The following is a 14282-nucleotide window of genomic DNA, read 5'->3' on the forward strand; positions in this document are numbered from 1 at the left end:
GGGACATTTCAGACACCCCAGACGATTTCCTTTTCCTCTTTGATGCAGCGTTTGATCATGTCAATGAAGGGAACCGCGCGCTGGCGCAACGAGATGCCTTCAAAACGCGGCGCCGCTTCACCCTTGGCCAGCGCTTCTTTCACCAACTGCGCCTTTTGATCTTCGTCGGCCTGGATCGCGGCTTCCAGGGCCGCAATGGCTTCTGGCATATGCTCGGGTAGCAAAATCCCTTTGGCCTGCGACGCGGCGTCGCTGCGTCCGAGGATGGTCAGGATCTGGCGCCCGTTGGGCTCCAGCATGATCAGGTCACCAGTGGCCGGAGATTTGAATTTGTACATGGTGTTGATTACTTGAAGGATGAGGGCAATGGCGGATCTTCACATATTCCGAGAGCACACGCTCGGAATGGCAGCGGCGCGCAAGGTGGCGCACGCATGGGCAGAACAGGCAACAAACGAATTCGGCATGGAATGCGCCTATGCCGAGGGCAAGGCGGAGGACACCATCCACTTCACCCGATCCGGCGTCAATGGCACCTTGCAAGTGACCAAGGACCGGTTTGTACTGCAAGCCAAGCTCGGCTTTCTGCTGGGTGCGTTCAAAGACAAGATCGAGGCGGAAATCGTCAAAAATCTGGACTCCCTGCTGAAGACGGGCGGGACAAAAAAATAGCGCCTGCAAGAGGCGCTATGTCTGGGCGCAGAGCGTTCAGCTCAGGGAGTCAATCAGGTCCACATACTGCTGCATGGCGGCGTCGCTGGTCAATCCTTTGAAGCTATCCCAAGCCTCCCATTTGGCGCGACCCACCATGTCGGAGAAGCCGGGCTTCTTGTCCACGTTGTCGCCAGCCGTTGCCTGCTTGTACAGGCCGTAAATCTTGAGCAGCGTGCTGTTGTCGGGGCGCTCTGTCAGGGATTTGGAGTTGGCAACAGCGGTTTCAAACAGGGTCTTCAGATCTGACATGGGTTCTCCGGGCGAAAGTTGAAATCGGACCGTTCAGCGGGCTTGCCCGCGGATCAGTGTTTACCCTGTATCTTAAGGCGAGTGAAAACCACCGATGAGAGTTAGCCCGGGACGCCGTTTTTGGCGAGCGAAATCTTCAGGTAGTGATGCGCGTCCAGCGGTTTGAGGGCTGCTGCTTGTCGGTAGAGCTTGGTGGCCTGGGCATGCTGGGTGTCACCCTCCAGCATGAGCAGGGCAGCTGCATACTCGACCAGCCCGAAGGGGGAGTGCGGGTGCAGCGCAAAGCCGCTCTGGAATAGCTGCAGGCTGGTTTCGCGTTTGGCGCCATACGTCATGTTGCCTATGAGGGGCCCCACTTTGTCGATGATGTCCGCATGGAAGGCGCCCAGCGCAAAGTGGGCGTCGGCATGCCGGGGCTGCAGTGCGATGGCCGTCTCCAGCGCATTCTTGATGCGGCTACCCAGTCCCTGGGCCAGAGCCTGGGCCACACTGATGCCCCGGCTGTAGCGGCTCAGGGCGTAGGCCAGCAGATAGTGTGCGTTGGGATCTTCTGGAGTGCTGAGCGTGTGTGCCGTGGCGCGCTCGCAAGCGGATTGCAAAAGACGCAGTCGCTCAGGCTCATTGGGCTCGAGCAATGTGGCGTAGACACAGGTGGCCTTGTTGGCAACGGTAGTGCCCGCACCGTCTAACGCCAGGCCCAGCTGGCAGGCCTCTTCGAAATAGCCGTTGTGAAACAGCGTCCACGCTTCCAGAATGTCTGCGTCGTCGGGGAGAGGCACGCAGTCGGCGGCATGCAACCGTGCCCACTGCTTCTTGATGGTCTGACTGGTGTAACTGAAGTGCCCACGAGGTTTGAATGCGGTCCATCGGCCCATGTTGCGTCTTTCAGTGGTCTACATTGCCTGCGTAGGCGCCGACAAGACTCAGCAGATGGGTCCGTTGACCCGCCTCCAGATACGGCGCCAGCAGATTGAGTACATGGTGCGCACCCCGCAACAGTGCAGCCTGGGCGCTTTCCGGCTCAAGCGCCTTGCGCGGATCGCGCACATATTCAAAACTGAGCCAGTAGGTCAGCACCACGACCATGCTGGTCGCGGTGGGCTCCATTTCGCGCTGGTCGATGCGGATGGCTCCCGAGCGGTTCATGCTGTCCAGCATGGCCTTCACAGATCGGGTCTTGTTCTTGAGTACGGATTGGAAATGCGTTTCCAGCCGGCGATTCTTGCTCAGCAGATCGTTCAGGTCGCGGTACAGAAAACGGTATTGCCAGATCAGCTCAAACAAACTGTGCATGAAGAACCAGGCATCTTCCACATCACGCACGTTGTCGCTGGCGTTGAGCAGCCCGTTGAGCGCCACCTCGTACCGGTCAAACAGCGCATTGATCAGCTCGTCCTTGGCGGGGTAGTGGTAGTACAGATTGCCAGGGCTGATGCCCATCTCGGACGAAATGAGCGTGGTGGAGACATTGGGTTCGCCAAAGCGGTTGAACAGCTCCAGCGTCACTTCCAGAATGCGCTCGGCGGTTCGGCGAGGAGCTTTTTTTGCCATGTTCTTGCAGACGCCTTGGTGACGATGTGGTTGTGCAAAGTGTAGATGGCTTATGTAAACAGGGATATTGCTCTGCAGCAAAGAAAAAGGCGCCGAGGCGCCTTGATGAGGGAGAGGCTTATGCCTTGGGTGGCTTGGGCGTCGAAGCCGCCTTGGCAGGTGTCTTCCTGGCAACCTTGCGCGCCACCTTAGCCGGGGCCGGTTTGGTTGTCGGTGTCTTAACGGTGAGCTTGTATACCGCTTCGCTGAGTTCATCGATGCGGGCCATCAGCTCGTTCACTTCCTTGGCGGTTGGAACGCCCAGTTTGCCCAGGGCCTTGGACACCCTGTCTTCAAAGATGTTCTCCAGCTTGTCCCACTGGCCCGACGCTTTGCTGGTGATGTCGGAAGCCAGGCTGGTCATCTTGCCAGCCGCTTCCATCATTTTTGCTTCGGCAGCGGAATGGGTCTTGCGCTGGATGTTGATACCCTCCTTGACCAAAGCCTCGAAGGCCTTGGTTCCCTCGACCTGGGCACGTGTGAACGCGCCCAAGCCAGCTTGCCAGATTTGTTGGGCTGAGTCCTTGACGGAAGGTTGGGGCTGGGGTTCGGCCTTGGGTGCGGGTTTTTTGGGGTTTTTGGTTGCCATGGGCTGTTTCCTAAGTGAATACACGGCACTCTACGCGCTCTTGGTTCGCAGTTATAGGGAGGCACTTCTAGGTGCTCACGTTTGGGGGATGTGGGGAGCTGGCTCTGGCTGGCGCATGCCTCGGCTGGAGGCGGGCAAGGCGGTCCAAGGGTTTCTCCGTGGATAATCGGGCCTTCGACCAAGATCCTACGCATGCCTCTCAATTCCAAATTTTCTGTGGCCGGCCATCGCGGTATGGTCGGCTCCGCGATTGTTCATGCAGTTTTGTAAGTGTGGAGAAAACAATCAATGAGTCACTTTGCGCAGCTGATTTTGCCCACATTTTCTGAGCCCAGAGGGTCTCTCACCGTTATTGACGGAGCACTTCCATTCACGCCTGTCAGGACGTACTGGATTTACGGTGCGGATGGGCAAACACGGGGCGGGCATCGGCACAAACACACGCGTCAGGCGCTGGTTGCCGTCAGTGGAACGGTCACGATCTACATGAATGACGGTGTCACGTTTGAGAATGTCGTCCTGGACCATCCCGGGAAGTGTCTTTTGGTCGAGCCCAAGGATTGGCATACCATGGCATTTGGCCCAGGTTCCGTGTTGATGGTGATGTCTTCCCATCCGTATGACCGGTCTGAATACATAGACACTCCCTACGAACTGAAATAGCTCATGATTGAGTATGAGAGCCTTGCCCAGTCCAATGCGTGCTTCATGGCTGAATTGGAAGCTGCTGCTTCACGGGTTATCCGTGGTGGTTGGTATGTCCTGGGCCAGGAGGTAACTTCGTTCGAGCAGGAATTTGCGCGCTATGTGGGTGCCAAGCATTGCATCGGTGTGGCAAATGGACTGGACGCGTTGATTCTTTCTTTAGAAGCACTTGACTTGCCAAAAGGCAGCGATGTGCTTGTGGCATCCAACACCTATATAGCCACCGTTTTGGCGATCGTGCGAGCAGGCCATAGGCCGATTCTGGTGGAGCCGGAACTTGCCACGTTCAATATGGATGCGTCTCTTCTGCCGCAGGCTATTACCCCAAATACCCGTGCGGTCTGTGTCACCCACCTGTTTGGCAAGACCTGCCGCATGGATGCCATTGGAGCGTTTGCAGCAGAGCATGGCCTCAAGGTGGTCGAAGATTGCGCACAGTCTCATGGTGCCCGGCTGGGGATGCAGATGACGGGAACCTTTGGAGATGCCGGTTGTTTCAGTTTCTATCCCACCAAGAATCTTGGTGCAATTGGCGATGCAGGAGCAGTGGTAACCAATGACGATGGGTTGGCTGACCGCCTTCGCCATTTGCGCAACTATGGGTCCAAGCAAAAATATGTCAACCGCTACCTGGGCGTGAACTCCCGCCTGGACGAACTGCAGGCAGCCCTGTTGCGGGTCAAACTGCAGCATCTGGAAGAGATGACCTTGCACAAACGTGCGCTGGCGGACGTGTATTTTTCGGAATTGCCTGACTGGCTAACTCTGCCACGTCGACGGGACGATGAGTACGACGTGTTTCACATTTATGGCATTCGCTACCCCGAACGGAATGCCCTGCGCCAGTATCTGTTGGACCAAAGCGTGAAGACCGAGGTGCATTACCCCATCCCACCCCACCGCCAGGAAGCGATGAAGGGAATCTTGGCGGGCGAATTTCCGCGGGCGGACGAGCTGCATGACACCGAACTGAGTTTGCCGATTTCTGTAGGTCACAGTATCAATGACATCCGGCAAGTGGTCGAAGTCGTCCGTCAATTCAAATAGATAGCAAGGTAAAGTGAATGTTCAACGACAAATCGATTCTCATCACAGGCGGTACCGGTTCATTTGGCAAAAAGTATGTCAAAACTTTGCTGGCCAAATACAAACCGCGTCGCTTGATTGTTTTTTCGCGTGATGAACTCAAGCAATATGAAATGCAGCAGGACTTCAATGACCCGTGCATGCGCTATTTCATTGGCGATGTGCGTGATCAACAACGGTTGATTCAGGCCATGCGCGGGGTTGATTTTGTCATTCATGCGGCGGCGCTGAAACAAGTGCCCGCCGCCGAATACAACCCGATGGAGTGCATCAAGACCAATATTCATGGGGCTGAAAATGTCATTCATGCCGCACTTGAAAATAATGTGGAAAAAGTGATTGCACTATCCACCGACAAGGCGGCCAACCCGATCAACTTGTACGGAGCTACCAAGTTGGCCTCCGACAAGCTGTTTGTTGCTGCCAACAATATGGCCGGTGGGCATAAGACTTCCTTTGCCGTAGTTCGCTACGGCAATGTGGTGGGTTCACGCGGATCGGTTGTGCCATTTTTCAAGAAGCTCATCGCGGAAAAGGCTAGCCATTTGCCGATTACTGACGCGCGGATGACCCGATTCTGGATCAACCTGCAACAGGGCGTGGACTTTGTCTTGACGAACTTCCAGCGCATGGGCGGCGGAGAGATATTCGTTCCCAAGATTCCGTCGGTGCGCATTGCGGAACTCGCCACTGCCATGGCACCGGAAATGGAGCAACGAATAGTAGGTATCCGGCCAGGCGAAAAATTGCACGAAATCATGTGCCCAGCAGATGACTCGCATCTGACCCTGGAATTTAGTGATCATTACGTCATCAGCCCCACCATCTCATTCACCGGCCGTAGCAACGATTTTCGGGTGAACAATATTGGCGAAACTGGCGTCATCGTGCCCCAGGGGTTTGAATACAACTCCGGGACCAATCCGGTCTTTTTGGATGTAAAAGAGATTGCAGAGTTCAACCTGCAGGCGGAGGATTGAACGGTGATTCCCTACGGACGTCAGCAGGTGAGTCAAGAAGACGTCGATGCCGTCATCGAAGTACTGAAGTCTGACTACCTGACCCAAGGGCCCATGGTCCCGGCCTTTGAGCGGGCAGTGGCCGACTACTGTGACGTCGAGCATGCCGTGGCAGTCAATAGCGCCACATCCGCGCTGCATATTGCCTGTCTCGCTTTGGGGTTGGGGGCTGGCGACTGGCTTTGGACCAGCCCAATAACGTTTGTCGCGTCTGCCAATTGCGGACTATATTGCGGCGCCCAGGTAGATTTTGTGGATATCGATCCCGATACCTATAACCTGTGCCCGGACGCTTTGGAACGCAAACTAGAGCAGGCGGAAAAATGCGGCCGCTTGCCCAAAGTGGTGGTAGCAGTACATCTTTGCGGGCAACCTTGCAACATGGTAGCCATTGCTGCATTGGCCCAAAAATACGGGTTCAAGGTTATTGAGGATGCTTCACACGCCATTGGTGGTCGTTACCGCGATGAGCCCATTGGGCGTTGCACTTACAGTGACATCACGGTGTTCAGCTTTCATCCGGTAAAAATCATCACCACGGCCGAGGGTGGAATGGCGGTCACCAATGATGCGGAGTTGGCCCGACAATTGATCTTGCTGCGCAGTCACGGTATCACGCGCGACCCGGCGCAAATGACCAAGGAGCCCGATGGTACCTGGTACTACCAGCAAATCGGCCTGGGCTTCAATTATCGATTGACCGATATCCAAGCCGCCTTGGGTTTGAGCCAGATGGCGCATCTCGATGTATTCGTGGCGCGTCGCCACGCCATTGCACAGCGCTATGAACACCTGTTGCAAGGGTTGCCTCTGCGCCTGCCTTATCAGGATCCGCAGGGCTACTCCGGCCTGCATCTCTATGTGATACGGGTACTGCAAGGCCAAGCAAAGGTCCAGCACAAACAGGTTTTCGACTCGCTTAGGCAACAGGGAATAGGAGTCAATCTTCACTACATCCCGGTCTATACACAACCGTACTATCAAAAACTGCGTTCTGATTACGGTGAATTTCCAGAGGCGGACCGCTATTACGCAGAGGCCATCAGTCTGCCTATGTATGTCGGCCTGACCGATGCCGAGCAAGATCAGGTTGTCCAAGCCCTTCGAGTGGCTTTGCAATCGTGAGGGTCGCAGTTATTCCTGCCCGGGGTGGAAGTAAGCGAATACCTCGCAAGAACATCAAGCCTTTTTGCGGCAAGCCAATGATCGCGTGGTCGATTGAGGCTGCGTTGGCGAGCGGTTGCTTCGACCAGGTACTGGTGTCTACCGATGACCAGGAGATTGCGGATGTTGCCATTCAATATGGTGCTGTTGTTCCATTCCTGCGTCCGCAAAGTCTGTCAGATGATTTTTCTGGCACCGGGCCGGTCATCGCGCATGCCATTCAATTTCTACAGTCCACCGGGAAGAGTTGCGAACTGGTGTGCTGCATCTATGCCACGGCGCCCTTTGTAACGGCCGGCGCCCTTCAGGAAGGCCTGCAGGTCTTGTTGCATGCAGAGTGTGATTTCGCCTTCTCCGTAACAAGTTATGCGTTTCCCATCCAACGTGCAGTTCGCATCAACGCAAACGGCGGTATCGAGATGTTTCAGCCGGAGTGCTTCGCCATGCGCTCCCAGGATCTGGAGCATGCGTATCACGATGCAGGCCAGTTCTACTGGGGAACAAGTCAGGCATGGCTTGCGGGAAAGCCCATTTTTGCGCCGCATTCCAAACCCGTCATCTTGCCCAGATACCGGGTTCAAGACATAGACACCCCTGAGGATTGGGTGCATGCCGAGGCGCTCTTCAAAGCGTTACAGAACTGAGCGCTCATGAAGATGAAGGTTGCATTTCGTGTGGATGCATCGCTGCAAATCGGCAGTGGGCATGTTATGCGTTGCCTGACGCTGGCTGAATCTCTGGCCACGCAAGGCGTTGAATGCATCTTCATCAGCCGATCCCATGCAGGAAACTTGCATGCGCTAATTCGTCAGCGAGGGCATGCATTGCTAGCATTGCCAGACAGTACGTTGGATACCTGCATTGAAGATACAGGAGGCAAGGAGCCTGTACACGCGCATTGGCTTGGATGCAACTGGGGAGCCGATGCCGAACAGACTGCTTCTGCCATTGGTGGGAATAAAGTTGACTGGCTGATTGTGGACCACTATGCACTCGACGAGCGATGGGAGACTTCACTGCGTTCTGCGTGCAATCAATTGATGGTTATTGACGACTTGGCCGATCGCGGCCACCAGTGCGATGTATTGCTTGACCAGAATCTGGGGCGCAGTACATCTGACTACGCTGGACGGGTCCCCTCAGCTTGTCAAATCCTGACTGGTACACAGTACGCACTGCTTCGTCCTCAATTCTTGGCGCTTCGGGACTACAGCTTGAAACGCCGTCACCCGCCCGAGTTGGAAAATATCCTAATAACAATGGGGGGTGTTGACCTGAACAACGCGACGCAGCAAGTTTTGGCAGCATTGAGAAATTGCATATTGCCGCAAGATTGCATGGTGACCGTGGTGATGGGCCCGCAAGCTCCCTGGTTGGAGCAGGTACGGGACTTTGCGGCGACAATGCCTTTTCCCACTGAAGTGCTTGTGAACGTCAGCGACATGGCGCGAAAAATGGCCGACAGCGATCTGGCAATTGGTGCTGCCGGTAGTACGGCTTGGGAGCGCTGCTGCCTGGGGCTGCCAAGTCTGATGGTGGTTTTGGCCGATAACCAACGATCAGCGGCGATGGAGCTGGAGCGGCTCGGTGCCGCCCGCCGCGTCGAACTCGGTGACCATTTGCAGAATCAGCTTGGTGACTTCGTAAGTTTGTTTGCCGTAGATGCTCAAACACTTTTGTCCATGATAGACAGGGCGGCCGAAGTGGTTGATGGAAAGGGCGTCGAAAGAGTCTTGTCGCGCATGTTGAATCTTGACGGATGGGCGGATTTTCCTCATGAATAAATTAGGAATATTGCGGGATATCTCGGAAGATGAGCTGGGGCTCATGCTTTCGTGGAGAAATCACCCGTCAGTTCGTGCAAATATGTATACGCAGCACGAAATTAGTCTTTCAGAGCACTTGGCTTGGTGGGCAGCAATCAAGTCCCGTGTTGATCAAAAACATTTCATGTATGAATTGGATGGTCAGCCAAGTGGAGTTACATCTTTTTCTTGTATCGATTTGAAAAATGGCAATTCCGCATGGGCGTTTTACGCATCGCCAACTGCTCCGAGAGGATGCGGAAGCAAAATGGAATATCTCATGCTGGAGTATGCATTCGAGACCCTGAAGCTTGCGAAACTGTACTGCGAAGTCCTTTCTTACAACGTTCCGGTTATCAATCTGCACAAGAAGTTTTCGTTTCAAATTGAAGGTGTTTTTCGTCAGCAGTACATGACTGAGAACGGATTGGTGGATATTTGCAGGCTAGGAATACTGGCTTCGGAATGGCAAGAGAATAGATTGCAGATGCTCAACAAGATAATGCACAGAGACGAAAAATGAATAGCAATCCCAAAATGCAAATTGCTGGGCGAAACATTGGTAACGAATTCCCACCCTATTTGATTGCAGAAATGTCTGCAAACCACAATGGGAACCTGGGCACGGCATTGAAAATAATCGATGCTGCAAAACAATGCGGCGCTGACGCTGTCAAGTTGCAAACCTACAGGCCCGACACCATTACCATGGACCATAACTCGAAGGAGTTTCAAATCCACGGCGGTCTGTGGGATGGTCGAACGCTATACGAGCTGTACCAGGAAGCACATATGCCCTGGGACTGGCACAAGCCTCTGTTTCTGCATGCCCGGAAAGTCGGCATCACTATTTTCAGCTCCCCGTTCGACACCACAGCCGTAGATCTGCTGGAAGATCTCAACGCGCCAGCCTACAAGATCGCGTCCTTTGAAGCCATCGATTTGCCATTGATCAAATACGTCGCCTCAACCGGCAAACCCATGATTATTTCCACTGGCATGGCAGATGTGGAGGAAATTCAGGAGGCCGTTGACGCCGCTCGTTCCGGTGGCTGCAAGGAAGTTGCCATTCTGCATTGCGTAAGTGGATATCCGGCGCCAGCGGCCGACTACAACCTGAGGACCATTGCCGACATGTCCCGTCGCTTCGGGCTTGTGACCGGTTTGTCCGATCACACCATTGACAACACGACGGCCATCACCAGCGTCGCCCTGGGGGCATCCATCATCGAAAAGCATTTCACACTGGATCGTCAGGGTGGCGGCCCGGATGACAGCTTTTCCATTGAGCCACATGAGCTCAAGTCCCTCAGCGCAGGTCTGTGCACCGCATGGGAGGCGATGGGGCAGGTCGATTATGGCTTGAAGTCCAGCGAAGTTGGGAACGCCGTCTTCAGGCGCTCTTTGTATGTCGTGCGCGACATTGCCCAGGGGGAAGTGCTTACTGCCCACCATATCCGCTCCATTCGGCCGGGCTACGGTGTCCCACCCAAGCATCTGGAGAGCTTCATTGGCAAGGTCGCATTGCGCCCGGCAGCACGCGGTACTCCTGTGACCTGGGACTTGATAAGCGATGGCCAATGATCAAGGTCGTTTCCTTGCAATGTATTTCCTGAGTGCCTGAAGTGTTGAATAGACTGGGCCGACTTTTTGCGCGCTTTCCCGCCGACAAGGGCGTGAACCCGCAGGCCATTGCGAGCCTGGGGCTGCGGGTCTCCCGCCACACCAAGGTGTTGGATCCGGTATTGGCCGTTCAATCCGTATCGGACAAGTTGTATTTCCTGCTATTTGCGGCGATCCGTACCAAGCTGGATGCGATTATTCCGTGCCGTGCCGACCTGCTGGTGGTACGTTCCATCAATGGGGCCATAGGCACAGGGTGGGGAGCTGCGTGCAAGCGCACAGCCCTTGCCGCAGGCCTGCTCAGCAAGCCCTGGATACGCGCCTATGGCGCGCTGGCGGACCGCGTGGCCTACCGTAGCACCAGCTATGGGTATCCTTTGCGAGACTGCAAAGACTGGCTTCACTCGAAGGAGTTGTGGCGCCAAATGCGGGGAAAGGAACAACAGTTTTCCCTGTGCCTGGGCGGCATCGAAGTGGCAGATCTGTTGGTGGATTCGTATCTTCGTTTCAAACCTTCACCACGATTTGACGCCGCAGACCCTTTTGTGCGGCGCTTGATTTGGCAAGCCCTGCGCGAGGTGCGGCGGGCCAACGACTATTTTGGTCGAGTTAAACCACGCTGGTACATCAGTTCCTATTCCACCTACCTGGAGCATGGCGTCGCGGTGCGGGCGGCCTTGCTGCATCAGGTCCCGGTGTGGACCTTTGGCAATTTTCAGCAGTTTGGCAAGAGACTGCATATCGGCGACAGCTTCCATACAGCCGACTTTACACAGTACAGATCCTGCTTTGAAGCCCTGGAGGGCAAGGACGAACGTTTGTCGGCGGCCCGCCAACTGCTTGACAAGCGGCTCTCAGGAGGGATCGATGCTGCCACCAGCTATATGCGGCAATCTGCCTATGGCCGAACCGGCGCCGTCATGCCCCAGGGGCTGGAGGGTTCCGTAGTGGTATTCCTGCACGACTTTTACGATAGCCCGCACGTCTATCCCGATCTGATATTTCCCGATTTCTGGCACTGGATCTGTTTCACCATTGAGGTTCTGCAACAAGCCGGGATACGTTTTTCCCTCAAGCCACACCCCAATCAGGTTGCCTTGAACGACACGGTTTTGGCTGACTTGAGGAACAAGTACCCTGGGCTCGGCTGGATTGGGTCCGAGGTCAACAATGTGCAACTGGTACAAGCCGGCATCGCGTGTGGCGTCACCGTATATGGCACCGTGGCCCATGAACTGGCTTATCTGGGCGTGCCCAGCATCGCCTGTGCGCGCCATCCGCACCATGCTTTTGACTTTTGCCGTACGGCTCATACCCGCGACGAATACGCGGGTATGCTACGCACGTTCGACGTGTTCCCAATGCCCAAAGACGCCATGCAGCAGCAGGCTCTAGAGTTCTTCTACATGCACAACTTGTACGGAGCGCCCGAACAACTGGCGTTGCGGCACGCCTTTGTGGAATTCTGGAAAATTTGCGATAGCAAGACTGCGTCCGAGCCTGAGATATTGGGCGCTCTGGATACACTGATTCGGCTCCCCGCCTTTGATCTTTTTGTGCGATCCATGGCGGAATCCGCGTCTACGCAAGTGGGGGTTGCTCCCCGGGTGTAAACGCAGAGCAGTTAATGGAAGGTCCGCGCACCATTGGGTTGACAGCACATGGCCAAGGTCTATTCACACAACAGGTTTGAAGGCAGTATGAAGAGGTTTGTTTACGCGCTTGTTCACGCAGTTTTATTTACTGCTGGGCTGATTCAGTTTGCGTTTGCCGGGCGCAATTTTCAGCGCGCGCATGGCGCCATGGTTTATTTTTTCTGCGCGACGGGTGGTCGTTTCAATGAATGGGCCAGCAGTCTGGTGAGTCGCTGGCACAAGCCACTCGGGCTTGCATCGGCAACAGGTGTGCTGGGTGATATGTCAGGTCCGGTAGGGAGTCAGGCCTTGGAGCAGCTCCGAACCAAAGGTTATTTTGTTGCGCAGCAGGCACTTTCCCCTGAGATGTGCGTTCGCTTGCTGGATTTCGCCATGAACACTCCGGCCTGCGTGCGCCCCATGGATGGAGAGGCTCGGCCTCAGTCTCCCCGAATGGCGCTGTATGACCCAAGCAAGCCCCATGCCGTGCGTTATGACTATCCGGTGGACAGCTTGTTGTCCAACGCTGATGTTCAGACGCTCATGGCGGATGCCTCTTTGATGGCGTTGGCAGAAACATACTTGCAAGCGCGCCCACGCCTGGATGTCATGTCCATGTGGTGGCATACCAATTTTCACGGCAGGCCGGACTCCGAGGCCGCCCAGTTCTACCATTTCGATCTGGATCGACTCAAATGGCTCAAGGTTTTCGTTTACCTGACGGATGTAGGCCCTCAAGATGGCCCGCATTCCTTTATCCAGGGCTCGCACGTGCCGGGTGGCATTCCTCAACATTTCCTGAAGAAGGGCTATGCACGGCTTTCTGACGAGGAGGTGTTGGCGCATTACGGAGAGAAAGCTGAGATCACGTTTGCGGCTCCCCGGGGCACAATCATTGTGGAGGACACCCGTGGCTTGCACAAAGGCAATCCGGTGACGGGAAATTCCCGTCTGATCCTGCAACTACAGTTCAGCAACCTGTTATTTGGAACAAGTTATCCCAAGAGTCGAATCCCGGAAAAGCGGGGTACTGCATTGGCAAACCGAATGCAGCAAGTTCCCGACGTCTACCAAGCCTATATGTGATATGGGATTTAAACAGCTTGCAAAAATGCTGCTCTGGTTTGGCAGCGCGCCTTTGACGCGCTGGCGGTATCTGCGCCAGCCTTCAGTTAGGCTCGCGGCCTGTGGAATGCACCGCAGCTCCGGCTTGAGCGGGAGTGGGCGTTTTGATTTTGCAGGGGCTTTGGTGCTGGGGCGACGTACAAGGGTACATGCCCAGGGCAGTGGACGCCTGTCGCTGGCAGAAGGTGTCTGGGTCGGTGATGATTGTGAGTTGAGCACCGGGGAGGTCCTCTCCATAGGTGCACATACCAGTCTGCAAAACCGCAGCACGATTCTCGGCCATGTGACTTTGGGGGCTGGTTGCGTCTGCGCGCCAAACCTCTATATATCTTCGGCCTGGCACCATTTTGAAGATGATGCACCGCTACCCATACGTTGGCAGGACGCACATGCCTCCGTCGAAACTGTGGCGCACAAACGATCACGTCCGGTCGAAATTGGTGAAGACTGCTGGATTGGAATCAACGTGGTCATAGCACCCAATGTAAAGGTGGGACGCGGCTGCGTTATTGGAGCTAACTCGGTGGTCACCAGGGACTTGCCACCTTACACGGTGGCTGCAGGTGCTCCTGCCACGGTGATTCGAAAGCGCCTGGAGTTCTTGCCACCAACTGCATTACAGGCAAGCTTGTGCGAGCACATCCCCTATTTCTATTGCGGGTTCCAAATGTGGCAGTCTGGTGGCACCGCGTTGGAGGAACTCCTGCAGGGTGGAGGATGGTTGGCAGGACCGCAGTTCACCATTGCGTTGCATATCCAAACCGGCGTGCGAGTCACGCTGACGGTCAGCAGCGCTGTTGTCGGTGAGCTGCGGCACGGGTCATCCGTGGTGACGGTAGCCCCTGGAGTCTCGCGGGCAAGCTTTCCCGCACGCCCTTGCGTAGATGGGCTGCTGTCGTTTGCGTGGTCCTGCAAGTCCGACCCGCATGGCGTACCGATTGCCGTCATTTCGGCAGAACAAGATTCAGAATGAATACAA

General features: G+C 55.3%; 17 protein-coding genes. 12 read left to right on the forward strand and 5 right to left on the reverse strand.

Features of this window, described 5'->3' with window-relative positions; genetic code table 11:
* Positions 1-8: 8 nt before the first annotated feature.
* Positions 9-338, reverse strand: a complete 330-nt coding sequence (locus tag AC1RMF_RS12295) for a DUF1840 domain-containing protein (RefSeq protein WP_342620632.1) — start codon at positions 336-338, stop codon at positions 9-11.
* Between the two features lie 28 nt (positions 339-366).
* Here AC1RMF_RS12295 and AC1RMF_RS12300 point away from each other — a divergent pair, with 28 nt between their 5' ends.
* Positions 367-672 carry a polyhydroxyalkanoic acid system family protein gene (locus tag AC1RMF_RS12300; RefSeq protein WP_342620633.1) on the forward strand — a complete coding sequence of 102 codons (306 nt, stop codon included), beginning with the start codon at positions 367-369 and terminating at the stop codon, positions 670-672.
* 36 nt (positions 673-708) lie between these two features.
* Here the strand turns inward: AC1RMF_RS12300 and AC1RMF_RS12305 are convergent, their stop codons facing one another.
* The 4 genes from AC1RMF_RS12305 to AC1RMF_RS12320 all read right to left on the reverse strand — a co-directional run bounded on the left by AC1RMF_RS12305 (position 709) and on the right by AC1RMF_RS12320 (position 3142).
* Positions 709-963, reverse strand: a complete 255-nt coding sequence (locus AC1RMF_RS12305; RefSeq protein WP_342620634.1) for an acyl-CoA-binding protein — start codon at positions 961-963, stop codon at positions 709-711.
* Between the two features lie 101 nt (positions 964-1064).
* Complete coding sequence (locus AC1RMF_RS12310; protein ID WP_493141747.1) at positions 1065-1838, reverse strand: hypothetical protein; 774 nt, start codon at positions 1836-1838, stop codon at positions 1065-1067.
* A 10-nt stretch (positions 1839-1848) separates the two neighbouring features.
* On the reverse strand, positions 1849-2514 hold the full coding sequence (locus AC1RMF_RS12315) for a TetR/AcrR family transcriptional regulator (protein ID WP_342620636.1): 666 nt from the start codon (positions 2512-2514) through the stop codon (positions 1849-1851).
* 118 nt (positions 2515-2632) lie between these two features.
* Entirely contained in the window at positions 2633-3142 is a 510-nt protein-coding gene (locus AC1RMF_RS12320; protein ID WP_493141749.1) for a phasin family protein, read from the reverse strand.
* 288 nt (positions 3143-3430) lie between these two features.
* On the opposite strand from AC1RMF_RS12320, the gene AC1RMF_RS12325 reads away from it, so the two are divergent.
* Genes AC1RMF_RS12325 through AC1RMF_RS12375 form a run of 11 tightly spaced genes read left to right on the forward strand, consistent with a single transcriptional unit; the run spans position 3431 to position 14276 of the window.
* Positions 3431-3805 carry a sugar 3,4-ketoisomerase gene (locus AC1RMF_RS12325; RefSeq protein ID WP_493141751.1) on the forward strand — a complete coding sequence of 125 codons (375 nt, stop codon included), beginning with the start codon at positions 3431-3433 and terminating at the stop codon, positions 3803-3805.
* 3 nt (positions 3806-3808) lie between these two features.
* Positions 3809-4894, forward strand: a complete 1086-nt coding sequence (locus AC1RMF_RS12330) for a DegT/DnrJ/EryC1/StrS family aminotransferase (protein ID WP_493141752.1) — start codon at positions 3809-3811, stop codon at positions 4892-4894.
* A 17-nt stretch (positions 4895-4911) separates the two neighbouring features.
* The gene (gene pseB / locus AC1RMF_RS12335; RefSeq protein WP_493141754.1) at positions 4912-5913 is read left to right on the forward strand and encodes a UDP-N-acetylglucosamine 4,6-dehydratase (inverting); all 1002 of its coding nucleotides are present in this window, start codon (positions 4912-4914) and stop codon (positions 5911-5913) included.
* Between the two features lie 3 nt (positions 5914-5916).
* On the forward strand, positions 5917-7077 hold the full coding sequence (gene pseC, locus AC1RMF_RS12340) for a UDP-4-amino-4,6-dideoxy-N-acetyl-beta-L-altrosamine transaminase (RefSeq protein WP_493141756.1): 1161 nt from the start codon (positions 5917-5919) through the stop codon (positions 7075-7077).
* On the forward strand, positions 7074-7760 hold the full coding sequence (gene pseF / locus AC1RMF_RS12345) for a pseudaminic acid cytidylyltransferase (protein ID WP_493141757.1): 687 nt from the start codon (positions 7074-7076) through the stop codon (positions 7758-7760). Before pseC ends, pseF begins: the two co-directional genes overlap by 4 nt.
* Positions 7761-7766: 6 nt before the next feature.
* On the forward strand, positions 7767-8900 hold the full coding sequence (gene pseG, locus AC1RMF_RS12350; protein ID WP_493141759.1) for a UDP-2,4-diacetamido-2,4,6-trideoxy-beta-L-altropyranose hydrolase: 1134 nt from the start codon (positions 7767-7769) through the stop codon (positions 8898-8900).
* Complete coding sequence (gene pseH / locus AC1RMF_RS12355) at positions 8893-9444, forward strand: UDP-4-amino-4,6-dideoxy-N-acetyl-beta-L-altrosamine N-acetyltransferase (protein ID WP_493141761.1); 552 nt, start codon at positions 8893-8895, stop codon at positions 9442-9444. The genes pseG and pseH overlap by 8 nt, the downstream gene beginning before the upstream one ends.
* Complete coding sequence (gene pseI / locus AC1RMF_RS12360; RefSeq protein WP_493141763.1) at positions 9441-10505, forward strand: pseudaminic acid synthase; 1065 nt, start codon at positions 9441-9443, stop codon at positions 10503-10505. The genes pseH and pseI overlap by 4 nt, the downstream gene beginning before the upstream one ends.
* Positions 10506-10546: 41 nt before the next feature.
* On the forward strand, positions 10547-12157 hold the full coding sequence (locus AC1RMF_RS12365) for a hypothetical protein (RefSeq protein WP_493141765.1): 1611 nt from the start codon (positions 10547-10549) through the stop codon (positions 12155-12157).
* Positions 12158-12205: 48 nt separating this feature from the next.
* Positions 12206-13264, forward strand: a complete 1059-nt coding sequence (locus AC1RMF_RS12370) for a phytanoyl-CoA dioxygenase family protein (RefSeq protein WP_493141767.1) — start codon at positions 12206-12208, stop codon at positions 13262-13264.
* Entirely contained in the window at positions 13164-14276 is a 1113-nt protein-coding gene (locus tag AC1RMF_RS12375; RefSeq protein ID WP_493141768.1) for an acyltransferase, read from the forward strand. Before AC1RMF_RS12370 ends, AC1RMF_RS12375 begins: the two co-directional genes overlap by 101 nt.
* Positions 14277-14282 lie beyond the last annotated feature (6 nt).

Source organism: Rhodoferax sp. GW822-FHT04A08 (assembly GCF_058801025.1).

Excerpts from the sequence above, each read along its gene's own strand:
- pseI (WP_493141763.1), top strand. The coding sequence starts at position 9,441 with ATGAATAGCAATCCCAAAATGCAAATTGCTGGGCGAAACATTGGTAAC.
- pseH (WP_493141761.1), top strand. The coding sequence starts at position 8,893 with ATGAATAAATTAGGAATATTGCGGGATATCTCGGAAGATGAGCTGGGG.
- pseG (WP_493141759.1), top strand. The coding sequence starts at position 7,767 with ATGAAGATGAAGGTTGCATTTCGTGTGGATGCATCGCTGCAAATCGGC.
- AC1RMF_RS12310 (WP_493141747.1), bottom strand. The coding sequence starts at position 1,838 with ATGGGCCGATGGACCGCATTCAAACCTCGTGGGCACTTCAGTTACACC.
- AC1RMF_RS12325 (WP_493141751.1), top strand. The coding sequence starts at position 3,431 with ATGAGTCACTTTGCGCAGCTGATTTTGCCCACATTTTCTGAGCCCAGA.
- AC1RMF_RS12330 (WP_493141752.1), top strand. The coding sequence starts at position 3,809 with ATGATTGAGTATGAGAGCCTTGCCCAGTCCAATGCGTGCTTCATGGCT.
- AC1RMF_RS12370 (WP_493141767.1), top strand. The coding sequence starts at position 12,206 with ATGGCCAAGGTCTATTCACACAACAGGTTTGAAGGCAGTATGAAGAGG.
- AC1RMF_RS12320 (WP_493141749.1), bottom strand. The coding sequence starts at position 3,142 with ATGGCAACCAAAAACCCCAAAAAACCCGCACCCAAGGCCGAACCCCAG.
- AC1RMF_RS12300 (WP_342620633.1), top strand. The coding sequence starts at position 367 with ATGGCGGATCTTCACATATTCCGAGAGCACACGCTCGGAATGGCAGCG.
- pseB (WP_493141754.1), top strand. The coding sequence starts at position 4,912 with ATGTTCAACGACAAATCGATTCTCATCACAGGCGGTACCGGTTCATTT.
- AC1RMF_RS12295 (WP_342620632.1), bottom strand. The coding sequence starts at position 338 with ATGTACAAATTCAAATCTCCGGCCACTGGTGACCTGATCATGCTGGAG.
- AC1RMF_RS12315 (WP_342620636.1), bottom strand. The coding sequence starts at position 2,514 with ATGGCAAAAAAAGCTCCTCGCCGAACCGCCGAGCGCATTCTGGAAGTG.
- AC1RMF_RS12305 (WP_342620634.1), bottom strand. The coding sequence starts at position 963 with ATGTCAGATCTGAAGACCCTGTTTGAAACCGCTGTTGCCAACTCCAAA.